At 69.0% G+C, this 20,821-nt stretch carries 16 protein-coding genes, 1 tRNA gene, 1 other RNA gene and 1 pseudogene; 3 read left to right on the forward strand and 16 right to left on the reverse strand.

The genetic code is table 11. The features are described 5' to 3' along the window. Positions 1 to 67 precede the first annotated feature (67 nt). The 8 genes and pseudogenes from ACFVDI_RS17195 to ffs form a co-directional block, all read right to left on the reverse strand. Positions 68 to 1,111: an aspartate-semialdehyde dehydrogenase gene (locus ACFVDI_RS17195; protein WP_378907114.1), complete on the reverse strand. Its 1,044-nt coding sequence runs from the start codon at positions 1,109 to 1,111 to the stop codon at positions 68 to 70. Further along, the gene (locus ACFVDI_RS17200; protein WP_378907276.1) at positions 1,108 to 1,602 is read right to left on the reverse strand and encodes an ACT domain-containing protein; all 495 of its coding nucleotides are present in this window, start codon (positions 1,600 to 1,602) and stop codon (positions 1,108 to 1,110) included. Before ACFVDI_RS17200 ends, ACFVDI_RS17195 begins: the two co-directional genes overlap by 4 nt. Before the next feature lie 39 nt (positions 1,603 to 1,641). Further along, positions 1,642 to 2,946: pseudogene (locus ACFVDI_RS17205) on the reverse strand (aspartate kinase); the annotation flags it as partial. Positions 2,947 to 2,957: 11 nt separating this feature from the next. After that, on the reverse strand, positions 2,958 to 3,623 hold the full coding sequence (locus tag ACFVDI_RS17210; protein WP_378907116.1) for a DUF5063 domain-containing protein: 666 nt from the start codon (positions 3,621 to 3,623) through the stop codon (positions 2,958 to 2,960). A 97-nt stretch (positions 3,624 to 3,720) separates the two neighbouring features. Next, on the reverse strand, positions 3,721 to 4,317 hold the full coding sequence (gene recR, locus ACFVDI_RS17215) for a recombination mediator RecR (RefSeq protein ID WP_008356228.1): 597 nt from the start codon (positions 4,315 to 4,317) through the stop codon (positions 3,721 to 3,723). A 16-nt stretch (positions 4,318 to 4,333) separates the two neighbouring features. Beyond that, positions 4,334 to 4,726, reverse strand: coding sequence for a YbaB/EbfC family nucleoid-associated protein (locus ACFVDI_RS17220; protein ID WP_008356226.1), 393 nt, complete (start codon positions 4,724 to 4,726; stop codon positions 4,334 to 4,336). Positions 4,727 to 4,736: 10 nt separating this feature from the next. Continuing rightward, positions 4,737 to 6,842 (reverse strand): DNA polymerase III subunit gamma and tau, encoded by a 2,106-nt coding sequence (locus tag ACFVDI_RS17225; protein WP_378907119.1) that lies wholly within the window; start codon positions 6,840 to 6,842, stop codon positions 4,737 to 4,739. A 151-nt stretch (positions 6,843 to 6,993) separates the two neighbouring features. Next, positions 6,994 to 7,084, reverse strand: an RNA gene (gene ffs / locus ACFVDI_RS17230) — signal recognition particle sRNA small type. 100 nt (positions 7,085 to 7,184) lie between these two features. Between ffs and ACFVDI_RS17235 the strand changes: the two genes are divergently transcribed. Next, positions 7,185 to 7,273: transfer RNA gene (locus ACFVDI_RS17235), tRNA-Ser, on the forward strand. An 82-nt stretch (positions 7,274 to 7,355) separates the two neighbouring features. On the opposite strand, the gene ACFVDI_RS17240 is transcribed toward ACFVDI_RS17235, so the two are convergent. Continuing rightward, positions 7,356 to 7,766, reverse strand: a complete 411-nt coding sequence (locus ACFVDI_RS17240) for a RidA family protein (protein WP_378907121.1) — start codon at positions 7,764 to 7,766, stop codon at positions 7,356 to 7,358. A gap of 78 nt (positions 7,767 to 7,844) precedes the next feature. On the opposite strand from ACFVDI_RS17240, the gene ACFVDI_RS17245 reads away from it, so the two are divergent. Continuing rightward, positions 7,845 to 8,201, forward strand: coding sequence for a winged helix-turn-helix transcriptional regulator (locus ACFVDI_RS17245; protein WP_378907123.1), 357 nt, complete (start codon positions 7,845 to 7,847; stop codon positions 8,199 to 8,201). Between the two features lie 4 nt (positions 8,202 to 8,205). Here ACFVDI_RS17245 and ACFVDI_RS17250 read toward each other — a convergent pair whose 3' ends face one another. The 6 genes from ACFVDI_RS17250 to ACFVDI_RS17275 all read right to left on the reverse strand — a co-directional run bounded on the left by ACFVDI_RS17250 (position 8,206) and on the right by ACFVDI_RS17275 (position 14,475). Next, positions 8,206 to 9,351: a S8/S53 family peptidase gene (locus ACFVDI_RS17250; protein WP_378907125.1), complete on the reverse strand. Its 1,146-nt coding sequence runs from the start codon at positions 9,349 to 9,351 to the stop codon at positions 8,206 to 8,208. Then, positions 9,336 to 10,742: a type VII secretion protein EccB gene (locus tag ACFVDI_RS17255; RefSeq protein ID WP_378907127.1), complete on the reverse strand. Its 1,407-nt coding sequence runs from the start codon at positions 10,740 to 10,742 to the stop codon at positions 9,336 to 9,338. The genes ACFVDI_RS17250 and ACFVDI_RS17255 overlap by 16 nt, the downstream gene beginning before the upstream one ends. Beyond that, positions 10,742 to 12,112: a type VII secretion integral membrane protein EccD gene (gene eccD, locus ACFVDI_RS17260; protein ID WP_378907129.1), complete on the reverse strand. Its 1,371-nt coding sequence runs from the start codon at positions 12,110 to 12,112 to the stop codon at positions 10,742 to 10,744. The genes ACFVDI_RS17255 and eccD overlap by 1 nt, the downstream gene beginning before the upstream one ends. A 181-nt stretch (positions 12,113 to 12,293) precedes the next feature. After that, entirely contained in the window at positions 12,294 to 12,587 is a 294-nt protein-coding gene (locus tag ACFVDI_RS17265) for a WXG100 family type VII secretion target (RefSeq protein WP_378907131.1), read from the reverse strand. Positions 12,588 to 12,617: 30 nt separating this feature from the next. Continuing rightward, positions 12,618 to 12,947: a WXG100 family type VII secretion target gene (locus ACFVDI_RS17270; protein WP_378907133.1), complete on the reverse strand. Its 330-nt coding sequence runs from the start codon at positions 12,945 to 12,947 to the stop codon at positions 12,618 to 12,620. 154 nt (positions 12,948 to 13,101) lie between these two features. Beyond that, on the reverse strand, positions 13,102 to 14,475 hold the full coding sequence (locus ACFVDI_RS17275) for a hypothetical protein (RefSeq protein WP_378907135.1): 1,374 nt from the start codon (positions 14,473 to 14,475) through the stop codon (positions 13,102 to 13,104). 174 nt (positions 14,476 to 14,649) lie between these two features. Here ACFVDI_RS17275 and eccCa point away from each other — a divergent pair, with 174 nt between their 5' ends. Next, the gene (gene eccCa / locus ACFVDI_RS17280) at positions 14,650 to 18,681 is read left to right on the forward strand and encodes a type VII secretion protein EccCa (RefSeq protein WP_378907137.1); all 4,032 of its coding nucleotides are present in this window, start codon (positions 14,650 to 14,652) and stop codon (positions 18,679 to 18,681) included. A 68-nt stretch (positions 18,682 to 18,749) separates the two neighbouring features. Here eccCa and ACFVDI_RS17285 read toward each other — a convergent pair whose 3' ends face one another. Further along, positions 18,750 to 20,813, reverse strand: coding sequence for a protein kinase (locus ACFVDI_RS17285; RefSeq protein ID WP_378907139.1), 2,064 nt, complete (start codon positions 20,811 to 20,813; stop codon positions 18,750 to 18,752). Positions 20,814 to 20,821: the final 8 nt, after the last annotated feature.

Consider the following 20,821-nt stretch of genomic DNA (forward strand, 5'->3'; position numbering starts at 1 on the left):
GAGTTGGCACCGTGGTGCCAGCTCGGCCGACGTACGTGACGTCTCGACCGACGTACCTGACGTCTCGTCAGAGGGCGGCGGCCACCAGCTCCGCGATCTGGACCGTGTTGAGCGCGGCGCCCTTGCGAAGGTTGTCGTTGGAGATGAACAGCGCGAGGCCGCGGTTGTCCGGCACGCCCTCGTCCTGACGGATCCGGCCGACGTAGGACGGGTCCTTGCCGGCGGCGTGGAGAGGCGTGGGTACGTCGCGGAGCTCGACGCCCGGGGCGTTCGCCAGGATCTCGGTGGCGCGCTCGGGGGTCAGCGACGAGGAGAACTCGGCGTTGACCGCGAGCGAGTGGCCCGTGACGACCGGGACGCGGACGCAGATGCCGGAGACGCGGAGGTCGGGCAGGGAGAGGATCTTGCGGGACTCGTTGCGGAGCTTCTGCTCCTCGTCGGTCTCGCCCAGGCCGTCCTCGACCAGCGACCCGGCGTAGGGAAGGACGTTGTAGGCGATCGTCTCGACGTACTTCTCCGGCTCGGGGAACGCGATCGCAGACCCGTCGTAGGCCAGCTCACGGGCCTTGTCGCCGGCAGCGGCGACACCGCTGACGAGCTCCTCGACACCGGCGACGCCGGAGCCGGAGACCGCCTGGTAGGTGGAGACGACGAGGCGCTCGAGGCCGGCCTCGTCGTGGAGCGCCTTGAGCACCGGCATCGCGGCCATCGTGGTGCAGTTGGGGTTGGCGATGATGCCCTGGCGAGCCTCGATCACCCCGGCCATCGCGGACGAGTTCACCTCGGAGACCACCAGCGGGATCGCGGGGTCCTTGCGCCAGGCCGAGGAGTTGTCGATGACGATCACGCCGGCCTCGGCGAACTTCGGCGCCAGCGCCTTCGAGGTGGCGCCGCCGGCCGAGAAGATCGCGATGTCGAGACCCGACGGGTCGGCGGTCGCGGCGTCCTCGACGACGATCGAACGGTCACCGAACTCGATGGTCTTGCCCGCCGAGCGTGCAGAGGCGAAGAAACGTACTTCGCCGAGCGGGAAGTTCCGCTCGAGCAGGATCTGGCGTACGGCGACGCCCACCTGCCCGGTGGCTCCCACGATTCCCAGGTTGACACTCATCGGCCGGTCCCTCCGTAGACGATGGCCTCTCCGTCGCTGTCGAGGCCGAATGCTCTGTGTGTGGCGCGCACTGCGCGGTCGAGGTCGTCGGCGCTGACGAGCACCGAGACGCGGATCTCCGAGGTCGAGACCATCCTGATCAGGACTCCCTCGGCGGCGAGCGCGGCGAAGAACTTCGCGGTGATCCCCGGATGCGTACGCATCCCGGCACCGACGATCGAGAGCTTGCCGATCTGCTCGTCGGTGACCGGGTCGGCGAAGCCGACCTCGGCCTGGATGTCGCCGAGCGCGGCACGCGCCTTCTTGACGTCCGCGCGCGGCAGCGTGAACGAGATGTCCGTACGCCGCGTCTCCTCGGCCGACACGTTCTGCACGATCATGTCGATGTTGATGCCGTTGTCGGCGAGGGTGTCGAAGATGCGGGCTGCCTCACCGGGCTCGTCGGTGACGCCGGCGACGGTGATCTTGGCTTCGCCACGGTCGTGGGCCACGCCGACGATCTCGGGGGTGTCGCCATTGGTGTCGGCACCGTAGGAGACCTTCTCGACCTCGACGTCGCTGAACCTCTCCGCAGCGGCCTGGACCGCGCGGTCGACCTCGTCGTCGCCGACGACCACCGAGACCCGGACCTCCGAGGTGGAGATCATCTGGATGTTGACCCCGGCCTGGGCGATGGCGGAGAAGAAGTCGGCGATCTTCTTCGGCTGCGTACGCAGCCCCGCGCCGATCAGCGAGACCTTGCCCATCCGCGGCTCGGTGTTCACGCGCTCGAAGCCGAGCTCGCCGCGCGCCAGCTCCAGGGCCTTCCCGGCGCGCTCGGCGTCGTCACGAGGCAGCGTGAAGGTGATGTCGGTGCGCTCGGCAGCCGCCGACGACGAGTCCTGGACCACCATGTCGACGTTGATCCCGACCCCGGCGATGATCTCGAAGACCTTCGCGGCGGCACCGACCTGGTCGGGGGCGTTGACGACGGTGATCTTCGCCTGGCTGCGGTCGTAGGCGATGGCGGCGACGATCGGCGCCTCCATGCCGGCGTCGTCGCTCAGTTGGTCGTCGGCGCGCGGCGAGACCGCGTCGATGCTGCCCTTGACGACGGTGCCGTTGAGGGTGGAGAAGGAGGAGCGTACGTGGATCGGAAGGCTGTGACGCCGGGCGAACTCCACCGAGCGCAGGTGGAGAACCTTGGCGCCGGAGGCGGCCAGCTCGAGCATCTCCTCGAAGGCGACCTCGCTGAGCTTGCGAGCGGTCGGGACGATCCGCGGGTCGGCGGTGAAGACGCCGTCGACGTCGGTGTAGATCTCGCAGACGTCGGCGTTCAGCGCCACCGCCAGCGCGACGGCGGTGGTGTCGGTGCCGCCACGGCCCAGCGTGGTGATGTCCTTGGTGTCCTTGGAGACGCCCTGGAACCCGGCCACGATCGCGATCGCACCGTCGGCGATCGCCGCCTGGATCCGCTCCGGGGTGATGCTGAGGATCTTCGCCCGCCCGTGCTGCGCGTCGGTGATCAGCCCGGCCTGAGACCCGGTGAACGACCGAGCCTCGTACGCCAGCCCGCGCTCGTTCGCGACGTCGTTGATCGCCATCGCGAGCAGCGCCATCGACTGCCGCTCACCGGAGGTGAGCAGCATGTCGAACTCACGCGCATGGGCGGTGGCGTCGGGCGAGACCTTGTTGGCCAGATCTATCAGCTCGTCCGTGGTGTCGCCCATAGCTGACACGGCCACGACCACGTCGTGGCCCTGCTCTTTGGTTGCGACCACTCGCTGAGCTACGCGCTTGATGCCCGCAGCATCCGCGACCGAGCTGCCACCGTACTTCTGAACGACGATTCCCACGCCGGGAGAGTCTACGTTGCCGCCGCGGCCGTCTTCTCCAGCATCTCATCAGCGGCCGCCAGGTCCTCGTCCTCACCGGTGAACGGCTCGGAGTCGAGGCGGTCGTGAGCGACCACCGTGAGCAGTGCGTTGAGCACCGCGCCGGCCAGGTTGCCCCAGTTGTTGACGTAGCTGAACTGCCACCACCACAGCGCCTCGTCGACGTCGCCGAGACGGTAGTGGCGCAGGCCGTACTCCAGGTCGGTCACCAGGCTGGCGACGTCGTCGGAGATCTGGCTGTCGACCACGTCCGGGCTGTAAGGATCGAAGACGAAGCTGTAGGTGTCGATGTCGCCGAACATCTCGGCCAGCCCCATCCGGAGCTCGTCGACGTCGGCCTCCATGCCGACGTCGGGCTGGAACTCCTCCCGTGGCTCGAAGTCCTGCTGGGCGCCCAGTCGCGCGCCCGCGAGGAGGATCTGGCTCACTTCCAGCAGCAGCATCGGGACAGCGCTGCTGCCGTCACCGTCGGCAGCGATCGCGCGCACCGAGAGCAGGAAGCTCTCCACCGAGTCGGCGATGCTGGTGGCGAAGTCCGCGCTGCGCGCGGGCACTCCCTCGCTCGGCTCGAACGAACGAGCAAGCTCGCCGTTCGACCTCGCTCGGGTCGTCTCCTTGCCGGTCAAGTCGTTCGTCATGACGGCCCCCTTCCCGAGGTCCCTTGAATCGTCAGGCTACCGCCGAAGTCGCTGCCTGACGAGGGTGAAAAGTCGGCTCTTATCAGGGCTTCAGGGTCTACTCGGCCGCACGCCGGCCGGCGAAAGCACGGCCGAGAGTGACCTCGTCGGCGTACTCCAGGTCGCCGCCGACCGGAAGACCGCTGGCCAGACGGGTGACCTTGAGCCCGAGCGGGCTCAGCTGACGGGTCAGGTAGGTCGCCGTAGCCTCGCCCTCGAGGTTGGGGTCCGTGGCGAGGATCACCTCGGTGATCCCGGGATCGTTGAGCCGCTGGACGAGCTCGCGGATGCGGAGCTGGTCAGGACCGATCCCGTCGATCGGGCTGATCGCACCACCGAGCACGTGGTAGCGACCCCGGAACTCCCGGGTGCGCTCGATCGCGACGACGTCCTTGTATTCCTCGACCACGCACAGCACCGACTGCTCACGACGCGGGTCGCGACAGATCCGGCACGTCTCCTCCTCGGAGACGTTGAAGCAGACCGAGCAGAACTTCACCTTCGCCTTGACCTCGTTGAGGATCGAGGCCAGCCGATGTACGTCGGCGGGATCAGCTTGGAGCAGATGGAATGCGATCCGCTGAGCACTCTTCGGGCCTACGCCCGGGAGCCGTCCCAGCTCGTCGATGAGGTCTTGGACCACACCCTCGTACAACGCTGTTGCCTGTCTTCTAGAAGCCGAGCTTGAACGGCGGCTCGTTGCCGCCGGGGGCACCCATACCGCCGCCGAGGCCGCCCGCGAGCGGGCCCATCGCCTCGCCGGCGAGCGCGTCGGCCTTGCCCTTCGCGTCACGGTAGGCGGCGACGATCACGGCGCCGAGGTCCTCGAGGTCGTCGGGGCTGCTGCCGTCGAACTCGCCCTGCTTGATCTCCACGCCGACCAGCTCGCCGGTGCCGGTGAGCTTGACGGTCACCGCACCGCCGGCGACGGTGCCGTCGACGATCGTCTCGGCGAGCTTCTCCTGAGCGTCGACGATCTGGCTCTGCAGCGCCTGAGCCTGCTGCATGATCGCGTTGAGGTCGAAGCCGCCCTCGCCGCCGAGGCCTTCGAGTGGGTTCGTCATCTGTGCCGTCCTAGTTGTGAGGAATCTCTTCGATCATCGTTGCACCCAGCTCCTGAGCGAGCAGCGCCTCGGCGCCCATCGCGGCCGGCCCGTCGTAGGACTGGTCGTCGGGGTTCACCGCGGCGTCGGCCTCGGCGAGGCGAGCGGCGGTGTCGTCGACAGGGGGCTCGTAGTCGGCCGCACGCGTCGGCCGGATCGCCTCACGCGCGAGCGCGATCGCGCCCGGGTCGGCCTGCTGGGTCACGGGCGGCTCCGGCGGAGCGGGCGGCTGGTCGGGCGGGGGCGGCTCTGCCGCCCAGTCGGGCGGCGGGGCCTGCTCGTTCCAGGAGGCCTCGGGTGGCTGCGGCGGCTGGGTGGGTTCCTGGGGCTGGCTGGGCTGCGGCGGGGCCTGCCGCTGCTGGGCGGGTTGGCCACCGCCGGCGACGATCGCTTCGATCTTCGGCTGGATGCCGATCACGTTGACCAGCGCCTGTCCGAGGATCGGTTCGTGCCCGCCGGTCGCGAACCGGTCACGCAGCCCCGGCGAGGCGAACCCGAGGGTGAGCACGCCGTCACGGAAGTCGACCACCTGGGCGTTCTGACCCACCAGGGACCAGGTCGCCCGGCGCAGGCCCTTGGTCTGAGCGATCACGTCGTCCCACAGGCGGCGGATGTCCACGTTGCCCATGCCACCCGGCTGAGCCGGCGCCTGGGGCTGGCTCGGTGGCTCCGGTGCGGGCGGTGCGGGTGGTGTCGCCGGAGCCTGCTGCTGCGGAGGCCTCTCCGCGATCGGCTCGGGAGCGGGCTCGGGCGAGGGCTCGGGAGTCGGTGCGTACGTCTGGACGGGCTCAGGCTGCGGCGGCGCGGGAGTGGTCGTCTCGTGCCCGGGCGCACCTACGGACGGCTTGAGCACCGGCCGGTCCTGGGCCGGGGCTGGAGCCATCGGAGCAGCGGTCACCGTCGGCGTACCGCTGACCTCGATCCGCCTCTCCAGACGGTCCAGCCGGGCGGCCAGACCGTCGGCGCCGTCGGCCGCGGGCAGCAGGACCCGGGCACAGATCAGCTCGAGCAGGAGTCGGGGCGCGGTGGCGCCGCGCATCTCGGTGAGGCCGGTCGCCACCGCGTCGGCCGCCCGGGAGAGGTCGTGGGGCCCGAAGCGTCCGGCCTGGGCGACCAGGCGCTCGCCGCCGTCCTCGGAGACGTCGATGAGCCCGGTCGCCGGCGCGTCCGGGACCGCCTTGACGATGACCAGGTCACGCAGTCGCCGGAGCAGGTCCTCGGTGAACCGCCGCGGGTCCTGGCCGGTCTCGATGATCTTGTCGATCACGCCGAAGACCGCGGCGCCGTCGTGAGCGGCGAAGGCGTCGACGACCTCGTCCAGCAGCGCATCGGGGGTGTAGCCGAGCAGCCCGGCCGCCAGCTCGTAGGTCACGCCCTCCGGCCCGGCACCACCGAGCAGCTGGTCCATGACCGAGAGGCTGTCACGCATCGATCCGGCGCCCGCACGAGCGACCAGCGGCAGCGCGGCGGGCGCGACGTTGATCCCCTCCTTCTCGCACAGCGTCGCGATGTAGTCGGAGACCAGCTTGGGCGGGAAGAGGCGGAACGGATAGTGGTGGGTGCGCGACCGGATCGTCGGGATGACCTTCTCCGGCTCGGTCGTCGCGAAGATGAACCGCAGGTGCTCCGGCGGCTCCTCGACGAGCTTGAGCAGCGCGTTGAACCCCTGCGTCGAGACCATGTGGGCCTCGTCGATGATGTAGACCTTGTAGCGGCTCTTCACCGGCGCGAAGAACGCCTTCTCCCGCAGGTCACGGGCATCGTCCACACCACCGTGGGACGCCGCGTCGATCTCGATCACGTCGATGCTGCCGGGACCGCCGCGCGCGAGATCGCGGCAGGACTCGCACTCCCCGCACGGGTCCGCGATCGGCGCCTTCTCGCAGTTCAGCGCCCGCGCCAGGATCCGCGCCGAGGTCGTCTTTCCGCAGCCGCGCGGCCCCGAGAAGAGGTACGCATGGTTGACCCGGTTGCCCGCCAGCGCATTGCGCAGCGGGCCGGTGACGTGATCCTGGCCGATGACCTCGGCAAACGTCTCCGGCCGGTAGCGGCGGTAGAGAGCTAGCGGTGCGTCCACCCCATGAACCCTAACGATCCCCACCGACAGTCGGTAGCCGCCGGGCGGCCGGGCGGTGGACGAACCCGCAAAGTGGACACCTGGGCCCGCTTTCATGAGCCACGGGCATCACCCGAGACCAAGAGACGGCTCGGGCCTGATGCGGGCATGAAAAGGCCCCCCACGTACCCAACAGAGCTCGCTTATCCTTGCTGCCTTCCGGCCCTGGGGAGGTTCGACAAGATGTCGCCACATGGGGGGTTGCCGAAGAGTCTAGACGAGTCCACGCGCCGATCCCAAAGCACACCCTTCGGCTCTCCGCCGATTTCCTCTCAGTTGCCCAACCCGCGTACGATCCCTCACGGATCTGTCGCCTAGTGGCCTATGGCGCACGGCTGGAATCCGTGTTGGGTTAATAGCCCTCGGGGGTTCGAATCCCCCCAGATCCGCCAGCAGGAAACCGCGGTTGACCTGCAAGAACGCCGATCCGGACAGCGCAAGCTCCGGATCGGCGTTCTTCATCTCTCAGGCGGTTCAGTCCAGAACGGCGTACGCCTCGACCTCGACGAGCACGTCCGGCTCGAACAGATAGTCCACGCCGATGGCGGACAACGGCGGCAGGGGCTGCGGGATGCCGAGCTCGTCGATGACGCTCTCGAGGCCTGCGACGAACGCCTCGTACTTGTCCGGGCTCCAGTCGGTGACGAAGAACCGGAGGCGTACGACGTCGGCGAAGGTGGCGCCCGCGCCGGCCAGACCACGGGCGGTGTTGCGGAGCGCGTGAGCGAGCTGGCCGGCGAGGTCGCCGGGCGCCACACCACGACCGAGCTCGTCCCGGGCGATCTGGCCGGCGACGTGGATGTGACGGGTGCCGGTGGCGACGGAGACATGGTGATAGGGCACGGGCTGGAACATGCCTTCAGGAGTGAGCAGATCGACGGACACGATGAGATTCCTTTCGGAGGGTCAAGGTTTCTCATGTGTACTTGGTATCCGCAGGACACTTCAACGAGACTAGGTTTCATGCCGGATACCCCGCTGCGCCTGACCCAGGAGCATCGCGAGCTCCTCGACCAGCTCCTCGACAAATGGTCGCTGCAGGTGCTCGACACGCTGTGCGAGCGGCCGAGGCGCTTCAACGAGCTGCGCCAGGCGATCCCAGCCGTGACGCAGAAGTCACTCACCACCGCGTTGCGGCGCCTCGAGCGCAACGGCATGGTCGCCCGGGTCGTGCTGAGCACACGCCCGCTCGCGGTGGAATACCGCATCACTCAGCTGGGCAGCACCCTGCAGGATCTCATCGACCGGCTCTACCACTGGTCGGCCACGACGCTGCCCGAGGTCGAAGCGGCACGCGAGGCCTTCGATCGGGCCTTGTGACGAGCTACATCGAGCCCTTGCGCCGCGAGAACAGCGGCCGCAGGACCAGCCCGAGACCGAGTGCGCCGCCACCTCCGATGCCCCACCAGACCGCGTTGTCACGGACGGCGGCCAGCGGGTCGACCTTCTCCCGAGCCATCGGCGCCTGCTCGACCTCCGGCGGTTCGGCGGCCTCCTTGACGGGCGGCCGCATCAGCGCGTCGTAGGCGTTCACCACACCGGCGCCCCAGAACCGGCCGCCCTGGCCCTGTCGGCCCGAGGTGGTGCTGTAGAGGCGGTCGATGACTTGGCTGGCGCTCCAGCCCGGGTTGGTCGACCAGATCAGCGCGAGCACCGCCGACACCTCCGCGGAGGCGAAGGAGGTGGAGATCGTGTCGACCCAGCACGACTGACCGAAGAGGGTCTTCGACGGCGCCCCGTACGTCGGCGCGGCGACATCGGTGTTGGAGTTGGGCAGCACCACGGAATCGGTGGGATCCGAGGCCCAGGTGCCGGACGCGCTGACCGTCACCACCGAGTCGTTGGCGTTCGGGAAGACCTTGGGTCCGATGTCCCGGTCCGTATCGGTGGTGATGCCGGACCAGTCCGCGGCCATCACCACGATGGCCCCCTTCTTGATGAGCGTGTCGACCGCCGTCTGGAGACCCGACACGCCCTGCGTCGCAGGCAGACCGATGTCGACGATCAGCCCCTTGGCGTTGCCCTTGGCCAGCGAGTTGAGCTGGGCGACCATCTGCTTGGCGTCGATCGTCGACTTGTCCTGACCGACCTTGAGAACCGGGTGGTCGCTGAGCTTCGCCTTGGGCGCGATCTGGGAGATCAGTCCGGCTGCGACGGTGCCGTGATAGTCCTGCGCACTGCGGCTGTAGCCGGAGTCGACCACCGCGATACGGATCCCCTGGCCCAGTTTGCTCACCGTCTGCGCCTCGGCGATCCGCATGATGGCGAACGGAGCCGCCGTCTCCGGCACCGGCGCCGTCTGGGTGTCTGCCTTCTGCGGCACGCCACCGCCAGTGTTCTTCTCGTAGGCCTTGCAGAGCGGGCGCTCCTCCGCCGCGTATGCGGGTCCCGGCCCACCCAGCAGGGACAGCCCGCCGACGACGGCAGCGAGTGCGACCCCGCTGCGCACCAGCGTCACTGGGCCACGCACTTGCTCTCCTGAACCTCATCGGAGTTGGGCGGGCACAGTGCCAGCTCGGTCGACAGGGCAGCACCGCCGGGGAGCAGTTGCAGCCAGGTTCCAGGCACGATCGGGCCCGAGTCGGTCGTCAGGCCGAGCCGCCCGACCGTGACCGAACCGTCCAGCGTGTTGACGGTGCCTCGGGCGTCGATCAGATAGGGCGTCGCGCTCTGCTTCTGGACGTCCTCGCTGTTGGCGGCGTATACAAACGCTCCGCGACCGGCGTCGACCTTCGCTGCGGTGAGGTCGTCGGCCGCCGGCGGCTCGGCGGGCCACGCTCGGCTCCCCGGCTCGACACCGAGCCGAACAGTCGTCTTGTCCTCGGTCTCGAGCTTGGCACATACGCCGCCGGTGCCGGGCTCGAGCGTCGACCTCGGCCAGCGGGTGGATTCTTCCAGACGGTCACCATTGATGTTCGGCTGCGAGTCCAGGGCCTGCAGGTTGGTCTTGTCACCGAATGCGATGTCGTAGACCTCGCTGGCGAAGTCCTCGAGCCGAACCCAACCGGTCTCGGTCATGAGATAGTCCTTGGCCAGGTAGTTGCCCTTCGTACCGATCGGATACTCCTCGCCCTCGACCGTTTGCCCCACCTTGGCGAAAGCGCTACCGAAGGAATCACCTGCCAGAGCCCCGCCCGTGGGGAAGAGGTTGACCCAGGATTGAGGCACCGTGGGAGTCGAGACCGGGTCGTCGAAGACACGGTCGGCGTACGTCTCCGCATCGCCTTCGACCTTGTAGCTGTACGCCTGTGTGTAGCCGTCCAGGTTCTCGCTCTCCGCGATGAGATAGGTGCCCGCTTCGGTCTGCACCATGAAGCCGGTGTTGGCGGCAGTCTTCACATCCGGCTTCGCGGAGATGTTCAGATACGTGCCCGCGCCGTTCGCGGTGCACGCTGTCCAGCCGGTGTTGATGAAGTCGGACTTCAGCGGCAGCTCCTCGGGGACGTTGGGGCCGGAGAGGCCGATCGTCTGCTTCGGGAACTCCTTGTCGATCTCCTCCTGGTCGATGACCTTGGACTTCTTCTCCAGGTCGAGCCCGAGGATGAGCTGGGCGCTGGCCAGGTTGACGACCGGGTGCAGCTCCTTGGCGTTGTCCGGTCCGGTGACGACGTAGCGGGCACCGCCCTTGGTGACGATCAGGCCGTCCTCGTCGGCCCAGCCAGTCGCGGCTTTGGGCGAGAGGAAGTGGGCGACGGCACCGCCGGCGATGAGCAGCACGGCGAGCACGACGCCGCCGAACACCGAGCGGCCCGGCCTGGCGGGCTCCACCTCGCGCCCACCGGGGGCACCGGAGAGGAACGCGGAGACGAGCCGGCGGCGGCTGAAGGCATGGGCCTCTACGAGGTCCTTCTTGCTGGCCATCAGAAACCAGCCACCGCGGCGCCGAAGAGGCCCGAGGCGAGCACCATCAGCGGCAGCATCGCGAGCAGGCAGGTCGTCTCGGCGACATCGGCCAGCCGGCCGCGCCGGATGGACCCGACGTCGGGGACGAGCGTCAGCACCAGCAGTACGCCACCCGCGGCCGCCAGCACGACGGCGGTCGTCGGCCGCCACGACTCGTGGTAGACCAGCAGCGCGGCGCCGATCGCGAGCAGCCCGGCGATCCCGGAGACCAGCCCGACGAGCACCTCGGACCCGGTCCGATACTGCCGGGTACGCAGCATCAGCACGACGCACGCGGCCAGGGCCAGCAGCGTGCCGAAGAGCCCGAGGCGCACCACGAACGGCGCGGTCAGCACGACCAGGACACCGACGGAGAGCGAGATCGCGACCAGGATCTCGTGGGCGACCTTCGCGTCGACCCGGACCTGGTCCTGCCGGATCTCGTCCGGGTCGAGGTTGATGTCCTCGTCGGAGTACAGCTGCGGGACGTCGGTCTTGGTCGTGCTCAGCGCGAGCCACGGGAAGAAGCTCCCGGCCAGCACCACCACGACCAGCACGATCCCGAGCACGACACCGGCCTTCCAGCCGGTCGCACTCAGCAGCAGGCCGGCCACGAGGAAGACACCGCCCACCAGCGCACCCGGCATCGCCAGCATCCGGGCCTCGCCCAGGCCGAGGAAGCCCATCGCCGAGAGGAGCATCGCGCCCGCACCGGCGAACGCCAGCGGCATCCCGACGCCGCCGTCGGGGCCGAGGGCGGCAGCGCCGATCAGGAAGCCGGCGACCGCGCCGTAGACCTCACCGATCCACACCGCGGCGATCGCGGCGTCGTTCTCCGCCTCGAGCCGGGAGAGCACGATCGCGCCTCCGGCGAGGACGATGCCGATCACCGCGGCGGCGACGCCGGCGAGCATCGACGGCGCCTGGGTCCACAGCGCACCGGCACCGAGGAGCAGCAGCAGCGCGGCAGCCAGCAGCGACGTACGCCGTCCGGCTTCGGGCTTCCAGGGCGCCATCTCGCTCTCGACGACATCGGTCATCGCCTCGACCACGTCGTCATAGACCCGCGGCGGCTTGTCGTCGATGCCGGCGCTCACCGTGAGCACGCCACCGTCCTCGACGCCCTGCGGGATCAGACCGAGGTCGCCGGCGAGCTTGCGCCCGTCGGCGAGCACGACGCGATAGCCGGCGTACGCCGTCTGCGGGTCGAGCAGCCCGACGCTTCGCGCGAGCTCGGGGACGAGCTCTGCCACCGGCACCGAGCCGGGCAGCACCAGATCCATCCGACGTGTGCCGGAGGCGACAGTGACCCGGACCAGCCCTGTGGGCGCCACCTGCGCCTGCGTCATTTCACGAACTCCTCGCGTCGTGCCTGTGCCCGAGACGAACCGACCGAATGTCCCGAGATCTACGCCCTACCATCGCCTGCTGAGCCAGCCGGCGAGCATCAGCGCTGACTTTGCCATAAATCCAGCGACGAGGGGACCGGTGCCCCGCACCGGTCCCCTCGTGTTGCCTGTGTGCTGAAGCTCAGCCGCCGAAGCCGCCGGCACCGCGCATGTCAGCCTCGTGCATCCGCGCCTGCGACTCGTTGACGAACTTGCTGCTGCGGTCAAGCGTGGCACTCAGCTCACGGATGGTCCCGTTCCACTTGGCCTGCGCCTGGTTGTAGGCGTTGGCCGCCTCACCGGTGAAGTTCTCTTGGAGGCCCAGGATGTACCTCTCGAGCTCGTCGAGGGCGCCGTCCATCTCCTTCACGCCCTTGAGCAGCACGTCCACGATCGAGCCCATGGCTCCGTGGTTGACGACAATCTCTTCGCCCATGACAGTTCCCTTTCAGTCTGTTGCGTCGGGTCAGAACGAGTACTTGGTGCCCTCGACCTGGCTGCTGATGGCGCTGGTCTGCCCCGCGACATCCTGGTCGGCGTCGGACCCCAGCTGGCGAGCCTTGGTGAGCCCCGCGGTGAGCTGGTCGAGCGCCGTGGTGATCTCGCGAGCCTTCTCGTTGTAGGTGTTCATGAGCTGCTGGAACGCGTTGCCACCAGCGCCCTTCCACCCGGAGGACCCAGCAGACTGAGCCTCGGAGACCGTGCGGGAGTTGATGCTCTCCAGCTTGGCCTTCGTCTCCTCGATGAACTTGACGGCGGACTCGATCGCCTGCCCTTGCTTGATCTCACTGCTCATGGTGCTGTCCTTCCACCGGCGGAACCGGTTTCCTAGGTTTGATACCTGTCGGAGCCCGGCTCCCGATGGGCTCCCCCGAGGTCCGGACAATGTGTTCTTACCCCGTCCCCGGAGTTCTAAACACAAATCTCTGAACTTTTTTCAGCCCTGCTGTCTAGCCGTTGAAACCCGATTCCCACAGGTGTCGGAAGAACCCTGAGGAAACCACGAACGATGCGATGACGGCGGCGCCGCACAGCGACTCCGACCAGTCGGCCCGAGCCGCCCACTTCGCCGACCGCCACCCCCGGCCGGTCGCGATCGCCGCGATGATCACGGCGAACCCGATCAGCACGACCCCGAGACCGAACCAGGAGACCAGCTCCGGGTCCGCCCACCCTACGAAGGCCCGTACGCCGACCGCCAGCGCAATAACCCCAGCAACCCGCAGTACGCCGCGAGGCAGCCAGTAGCGGTAGCTGCGTGCCGAGAGCAGGATCACGAAGGCACCGGCCAGCATGATCAACCAGGCGCCGACCCGGTCCACGTCGGCGGTCGCGGTCGCCACCAGCCCCGGCCCGCTGACCGCAGCCACGCCGAGGATCGCCCAGGAGGCCGCCGCCAGCGTGCGGGCACCACGCTCGGCCACCTCGGTGACCTCGTCGAACGGGACGGTCGCCTTGCCGGAGGTGGTCTTGGCCCGCGCCGACCAGGCGGTCACCGACAACTTGGAGACGTCGAGAAGATAGGAGTCCGGCACATCCACGGCGTACGACGGGACGATCCGCGCCGCGAGGGCGGCCGCGGCGAACAGGATGGACCACGGCACCTGCGGCGAGGTGCCGAGCAGGGCGCAGAGCGCGGTCACGACGAAGACCGAGACACCGGTCAGGGTCCAGACCTTGAGGGCGGAGTCGACGGTGTCGACCAGCGAGCGCGAGACGGTCGCGACCACCGCACCGCCCAGCCCGGCCACGCCGACCGCCAGCGGCAGCGTCTCCGGTTCAGGGGTGACCGTGACGACGAACGCGGCACCCGCGGCGAACGCCGGGGCCGCAATCGCCCGACGGGCCGCGTAGGGCCCGGCGGGGATGATCCCGACCAGGGCACCGATCGCGAGCAGGCCGGCGATCGCCAGCCGCTGCCAGCCGTCGGCCTGGGCGCCGAAGCCCGCGGCCGCGATCGCGAGGAGCGTGGCCAGGCCGACCCAGTAGAAGGAGAAGCTGCCCGCACGGACCGGCTCCGCCGTCTCGACGACCTCACGTCGCGCGTAGGCCTGCGTGGGCGGCGAGTCGGCAGCGAGCAGGGCACCCGAGGTGATGCCGCGCGAGGCGAGCGAGGCGTCCGGCTGGATCAGCTCGCCACGCCGGTCCCGCAGCACCGGCGCCGCGGGGAGGCCGACGGCCGTGGCGTACTCCCGAGCCAGGTCCGAGGCGTGCGCATCGGACGGAACGACGATGTCGACCACTCCGGCGGTGCCGTGGACCGTGATCGCCAGGCCGCCTGCTGCGAGCGCCGGCTCAACGGCATCGGCCGTCTGAGTGGGCATGACACCTCCCGGATGCGTGATGACCCTGTGACAGAGTTCCACATCGGAAGCTCCACCGCCCGTTTTACCCGACCGGCACGGTTAAGGGTAGTAGCCGGGGTGTGGGCGCTCTAAGATCCAGACCACCTGCGGCATCCGGGCCCGCGGGGCACTGAACCAGTCTCAGGGGGACACGTGACCATCGCCGCGACAGCAGGCGGTATCCGCACCGAGGAGCCGGAGGTCCCCGAGGGGGAGCTGGCTCTGAATGCTCCGCCGGCCATCGAAGAGGGCGAGGGCGTCGGCGGGATCCTCATGAACGCGATCCCGATGCTCGGTGGCCTCGGGTCCATCGTGCTCATCGCGACCATGCAGTCGGGCGCGGGCGGTTCCCCGCCGATCCAGCGCTACATCGCCGCCGGCATGTTCCTCTTCGCCACCCTGGGCTTCATCTTCGTGCAGATCGACCGTCAGCGGAAGCAGAAGCAGAAGCAGGTGGGTGGGCAGCGCAACGACTACCTGCGCTACCTGGCCGGCATCCGGCAATCGGCGCGCAAGGCCGGCGAGCAGCAGCGCAAGGCGCTGACCTGGCACTATCCGGCGCCGTCCTCGCTGCCCGCGATCGCCGAGGAGCGCAGCCGGCTGTGGGAGCGTCCGAACACCCACAAACGCTTCCTCGATGTCCGCTACGGCGTCGCCCACCAGCCCCTGGCCCTGACCCTCGTGCCGCCGCAGCAGACCCCGATCGACCAGGTGGACCCCGCCTCGGCGAGCGCGCTGCATCGGCTGCTGACCGTCCACCGGGTCCAGCCCGACCTGCCGGCGGCGACCAACCTGCGCGGCTTCGACAAGATGGAGATCTGCGGCAACGAGGACCAGGCCCGGGCGCTCGCCCGCGCTCTGATCTGTGGGATGACGGCCTTCCACTCGCCGGAGCAGCTGATCGTCGCCGTGCTCACCTCCGAGCGCAACCTGGCCGAGTGGGACTGGGTCAAGTGGCTCCCGCACGCGCAGAGCGGCCGCGAGGTCGACGCCGTCGGGCCGCGCCGGATGGTGGTCACCAACATCAACGACCTCGGCGCGCTGCTCCCCACCGAGGTCGGTGAGCGCGCCCGCTGGGGCACCGACGACCGGATCCCCTCGCCGCAGGTCGTCGTGATCGTCGACGGTGGTTCCGTTCCGCCGGGCAACCACGTGCTGCCGGACGACGGCATCCAGGGCGTCACCGTCATCGACCTGCCGACCCACTGGGACGAGCTCTTCGACTCCAGCCGGGTGCGGTTCCTGATCGACGACGAGGAGCCCGACGAGAACAGCACCGTCCCCGGCTACCAGGTCCGGGTACGCATGGACCCGGTCCGGCTCCGCGTGGACCAGATGAGCATGGCCGACGCCGAGGCCTACGCCCGCCGGCTGACCGCTCTCCACACGGTGGCCCCCGAGGGCTCGGACGCGGCCGCCGAGACCCCGCAGGACACCGAGATCGCGGCGCCGAAGGACTACATGGCGCTGCTCGGTCTGGGCGACGTACGCTCCTTCGACCCCGACGTCGCCTGGCGTCCCCGCGCCAACCGCGACCGGCTGCGGGTGCCGGTCGGTGTCGGTGAGGCCGGTCAGCAGATCTACATGGACATCAAGGAGTCGGCCCAGCAGGGTATGGGTCCGCACGGTCTCGTCATCGGCGCGACCGGTTCCGGTAAGTCCGAGTTCCTCCGCACCCTCGTCCTCGGTCTGGTGCTCACCCACCCGCCGGAGGTCCTCAACCTGGTTCTGGTCGACTTCAAGGGTGGTGCGACCTTCGCCGGGATGGCGGGCATGCCGCACGTCTCCGCGGTGATCACCAACCTCGAGGGCGAGCTGACCCTCGTCGACCGTATGCAGGACGCGCTCTCCGGAGAGATGACCCGCCGCCAGGAGCTGCTGCGCGAGGCCGGCAACTTCTCCTCGCTGAAGGACTACGAGAAGGCCCGTACGCAGGACCCCTCGCTGGATCCGCTGCCGTCGCTGTTCATCGTGGTCGACGAGTTCTCCGAGATGCTCTCGGCCAAGCCCGAGTTCATCGACCTGTTCGTCGCGATCGGTCGTCTGGGCCGATCCCTCGGCATCCACCTGCTGCTCGCCTCGCAGCGGCTCGAGGAGGGCCGGCTGCGCGGCCTCGACTCGCACCTGTCCTACCGCGTCGGCCTGCGTACGTTCTCCGCGCAGGAGTCGCGGACCGTGCTCGGGGTGCCGGACGCCTACGAGCTCCCGGCGGTCCCCGGCCTCGGTTACCTCAAGCCCGACCCGACCTCGATGCAGCGGTTCCGGGCTGCGTACGTCTCCGGGCCGCCGGCCGCCGGGTCGCGGATCCGGCGCGACGAGGGCGGCAAGCTGCAGGGCATCTTCCCGTTCTCGATCGCCGAGGTGAAGCAGCTGGCGATGCCGGTCGAGGAGGAGGAGCGTCCGGCCACCCCGGTCGTGGGCGCGGACGGCGTCGAGAAGTCGATGCTCGACATCGCCGTCGACCGGATGACCGGACACGGCAGACCGGCCCACCAGGTCTGGCTGCCGCCGCTCGACATCCCCGACACGCTCGACTCGCTGATGCCCGACCTGACCACGTCGCCCGAGCTCGGCCTGCACTCGCCGGCCTGGAAGCGTCTCGGCGGGCTGGTCGTGCCGCTCGGCATCGTCGACAAGCCGCGTGAGCAGCTGCGGGACACGCTCACCGTCGACCTGCGCGGGGCCGCCGGTCACGTCGCGGTCATCGGTGCGCCTCGCACCGGTAAGTCGACCACGCTGCGCACCATCGTCACCTCGATGTCGCTGACGATGACGCCGCACGAGGTGCAGTTCTTCGTGCTCGACTTCGGTGGCGGCACGTTCGCACCGCTGGCCAAGCTCCCGCACGTCTCGGGCCTCGGCACCCGGTCCGAACCGGACGTCGTACGTCGCGTCCTGGCCGAGATCTCCGGCATCATCGACCGCCGCGAGGCCTACTTCCGGGCACAGGGCATCGACTCGATCGAGACCTACCGCACCCGCCGCGCCCGCGGCCAGGCCGACGACGGCTGGGGCGACGTCTTCCTCGTCATCGACGGCTGGGGCACGCTGCGCGCCGACTTCGACGACCTGGAGTACGCGATCCAGGAGATCGCTCCGCGCGGCCTGACGTTCGGTGTCCACATCGTCGCCGCGGCCGGCCGCTGGGCAGAGTTCCGCTCCTCGATGCGCGACGTCTTCGGCACCAAGCTCGAGCTGCGTCTGGGTGACCCGATGGACTCCGAGCTCGACCGCAAGCTGGCCGCCCTCGTCCCGACCGGGCGTCCGGGGCGAGGCATCGTGAAGGAGAAGCTCCACTTCCTCAGCGCCCTGCCCCGCATGGACGGCGACGGCTCCGCGGCGACGCTGGGCGACGGCGTGGACGACCTGATCTCCCGGGTCTCCGCCGCCTGGCAGGGTCCTGCCGGCCCGAAGCTGCGGCTGCTGCCGGAGAAGATCACGATCGAGCGGATCCGCGAGCAGGCCGGGGTCACCGAGGAGAAGCCCGGCAAGCGACTGCTCCTGGGCATCAACGAGAAGGAGCTGGCGCCGGTCGGTCTCAACCCCGACACCGAGCCCCACCTGCTCGTCTTCGGCGACGGCCAGTCCGGCAAGTCCACGCTGCTGCGTAACATCGCCCGCGAGATCATGCGGACGCACTCGCCGAAAGAGGCCCAGATCGCGGTGGTCGACTACCGGCGCTCGATGCTCGGCGAGATCCCGGACGACTACCTGGTCAGCTACCTCACCTCGGCCACCCAGGCGACACCCGCTCTGAGCGATCTGGCGGACTACCTGTCGAAGCGGATCCCAGGGCCGGACGTCACGCCCGAGCAGCTGCGCAACCGGTCCTGGTGGACGGGTGCGGACCTGTTCCTGCTGGTCGACGACTACGACCTGGTCGCCACGCAGCAGGGGTCGCCGGTCGCACCCCTGCAGCCGCTGATGGCTCAGGCACGCGACGTCGGCCTGCACGTGATCATCGCCCGCCGCTCGGGTGGAGCCTCGCGATCGCTCTACGAGTCGGTCATCCAGTCGATGCGCGACCTGGCCATGCCCGGCCTGCTGCTCTCCGGCAACCCCGACGAAGGCCCGCTCATCGGCAACCTGAAGCCGGTCCCGACGCGCCCGGGTCGTGGCCGCCTGGTCACCCGCGACCGCGGTATCGAGGTCGTCCAGCTGGCATGGAGCGAGTCCTCGGTGTAGTTCGCCTCGTCCCGAGCGAGACAGAACGGCCCGCGACCTGAGCCAGGTCGCGGGCCGTTCCAGTTGATCTAGAGGGTCCCGGTGCCGTTGTTGTTGGATGCCTTGCGCAACGGCGGGTGGGTCTCGAACTGGTCGGCCCCAGGCATCTCCCAGGTCTCGGCGGTGAAACCGTCCTTGCCGGAGATCAGGACCGACGCCTTGTTGAGATACTCGTAGTCCCCGTCGCCGGCGCGCAACGGGTTGACCAGGTCGTCCCTACCGTCACCGTTGACGTCAGCGACCCCGGGGATCTGAGACCCACTGAGCGTGTCGTCGTTCTTGACCGGATCGTCGATGTCCCACGACGGTTCGGGAACGAACTTCTTGGCCTCGGGGTCGTAGGAGTAGACGCGGATGGCCCACTTCTGATCGACGATCTCCTGGGTGATGAGCTCGTCCTTCCCGTCACCGGTGACGTCGGCGAAGTTCGACGACCCGGCGACCCGATCACCGTCGGGGCCAGGCACCTCGAGCTCGGTCTTGGTGAGCTTCGAGCCCTGGCTCATCAGCAGGACCGCTGCGGCCGGTGAGGTCTCCCTGGCGCCCATGATGACGTCGGCTCGCTTGTCGCCGTCGAAGTCACCGACGTCGAAGTTGACGTCGAACGTGGTGCCGTTCCAAGGGCCGGTGTACCAGTCGGTGCTCTTCCCCCAGGTGTTGTCTGACTGGCTCACCATGACCGTGACATGGATCTGGAGATCCTTGAGCTTGCCGAGCTCGGCATCGTCCGCCGGCAGCTTGGTCCCGTTGCCGACCGAGATCATCCCGATGTCGTCTCGGCCGTCGCCGTTGAAGTCGGCGCAGAACATGGCCAGCCGCTTGCCCGATGCCGGCACCTGGATCGCGCCGTCGGGTTGGTCCTTCGCATTGGAGTCGACGTTGAACGAGGACCCGATGCCGGAGACCTGCACCACGTCGACCCGCCCGTCGGCATCCAGGTCCCCGAGCAGGTTGCCGAACTTGAGGCCCTCCGTGGTGCCAGCCTTGAAAGCCTTGCCGGTAGAGGCGAAGAGGGTCGCGGCATTGCCGTCCCAGTTGTAGTTGACATCGCCGAACGGTGCACCGAGCACCAGATCGCCCAGGCGGTCCCCGTCGATGTCTCCGCTCACGGCCGGTTTGGGCTTCACGGGAGTGTTCTCCGTGGTCGCGAGGGTGACTCCCACCGCGGTGCCGCCCGCAACGAGGACCGCGAGTGCCGCCGCGCCGGCGATCCACCATGTGGCCTTGGCACGTTTGAGCGTGACGGTGGCTCCGGACGCGAAGCCCATCTGACGCCCGGCCATCGCAGCGAAGCGGTCCCGAACCCGGACCGCCTCGTTCGTACGCTGGGCCGGATCCTTGGCGAGCAGACCACGCTCACCGGAGAGCAGGTCGTTGGCCTGCAGGGTGAAGTCGTCACGACCCGGCAGCGTCGGGATCGGCTGTGATCCATGAGCCATCGCGGTCTCGACGTCGTTCGCCCCGGTGAACGGTACGGTCCCGGTGACGAGCTCGTAGAACAGGCAGCCCAGGGAGTAGAGGTCGCTCGCCGGGGTAGCCGGTGCACCCATCGCGCGCTCGGGCGCCAGATAGTTCCACGCGCCGGAGTGGATCCCGGGCCTGGCCGTCGCGGAGTCGTCAGCCCGCGCCGCCGCGAAGTCGGACAGGTAGGCGTAGGGCGGAGTGTTGCCGTCGCGCAGCAGGATGTTCGACGGCTTCACGTCGCCGTGCACGACGCCGACCTCGGGCGAGTGGATCGCCGCCAGTCCGTCGGCGATCTGGGCACAGATATCGGCGGCCAGCGGGCCGGGGAGGCGGCCCCGCGCCTTCAGCAGCGAGCCGAGATCGCCTCCGTCTGCGAACTGGGAAACCAGGTAGGGGGCACCCTCGTTGGTCCGGCCGTTGGTGTAGACGCCCATGATGTGGGGAGAGTCAAGCTTCGCCATCAGCGTGGCCTGCTTGTCGAACCGGGACACGAACTCGGGGTCGCGGGCGCTACGCCCGAGGAGCACCTTGATGGCGACCGCGCGGTTGAGGCGGGTGTCGGTGGCCCTGTAGACGACCGCCATCTCGTTGGACGCCACCTGCTGCTCGAGCCGGTAGGGCCCGATCATGCCGGGGG

Source organism: Nocardioides sp. NPDC057767 (genome assembly GCF_042798275.1).
In the GTDB taxonomy this organism is placed as follows: domain Bacteria; phylum Actinomycetota; class Actinomycetes; order Propionibacteriales; family Nocardioidaceae; genus Nocardioides.

What these genes read in the sequence shown, in the direction of transcription:
- ACFVDI_RS17195 (WP_378907114.1), bottom strand. Translation starts at nt 1,111, where the DNA reads ATGAGTGTCAACCTGGGAATCGTGGGAGCCACCGGGCAGGTGGGCGTC.
- ACFVDI_RS17210 (WP_378907116.1), bottom strand. Translation starts at nt 3,623, where the DNA reads ATGACGAACGACTTGACCGGCAAGGAGACGACCCGAGCGAGGTCGAAC.
- ACFVDI_RS17220 (WP_008356226.1), bottom strand. Translation starts at nt 4,726, where the DNA reads ATGACGAACCCACTCGAAGGCCTCGGCGGCGAGGGCGGCTTCGACCTC.
- ACFVDI_RS17245 (WP_378907123.1), top strand. Translation starts at nt 7,845, where the DNA reads ATGCCGGATACCCCGCTGCGCCTGACCCAGGAGCATCGCGAGCTCCTC.
- ACFVDI_RS17255 (WP_378907127.1), bottom strand. Translation starts at nt 10,742, where the DNA reads ATGGCCAGCAAGAAGGACCTCGTAGAGGCCCATGCCTTCAGCCGCCGC.
- eccD (WP_378907129.1), bottom strand. Translation starts at nt 12,112, where the DNA reads ATGACGCAGGCGCAGGTGGCGCCCACAGGGCTGGTCCGGGTCACTGTC.
- ACFVDI_RS17265 (WP_378907131.1), bottom strand. Translation starts at nt 12,587, where the DNA reads ATGGGCGAAGAGATTGTCGTCAACCACGGAGCCATGGGCTCGATCGTG.
- ACFVDI_RS17270 (WP_378907133.1), bottom strand. Translation starts at nt 12,947, where the DNA reads ATGAGCAGTGAGATCAAGCAAGGGCAGGCGATCGAGTCCGCCGTCAAG.
- ACFVDI_RS17275 (WP_378907135.1), bottom strand. Translation starts at nt 14,475, where the DNA reads ATGCCCACTCAGACGGCCGATGCCGTTGAGCCGGCGCTCGCAGCAGGC.
- ACFVDI_RS17285 (WP_378907139.1), bottom strand. Translation starts at nt 20,813, where the DNA reads ATGATCGGGCCCTACCGGCTCGAGCAGCAGGTGGCGTCCAACGAGATG.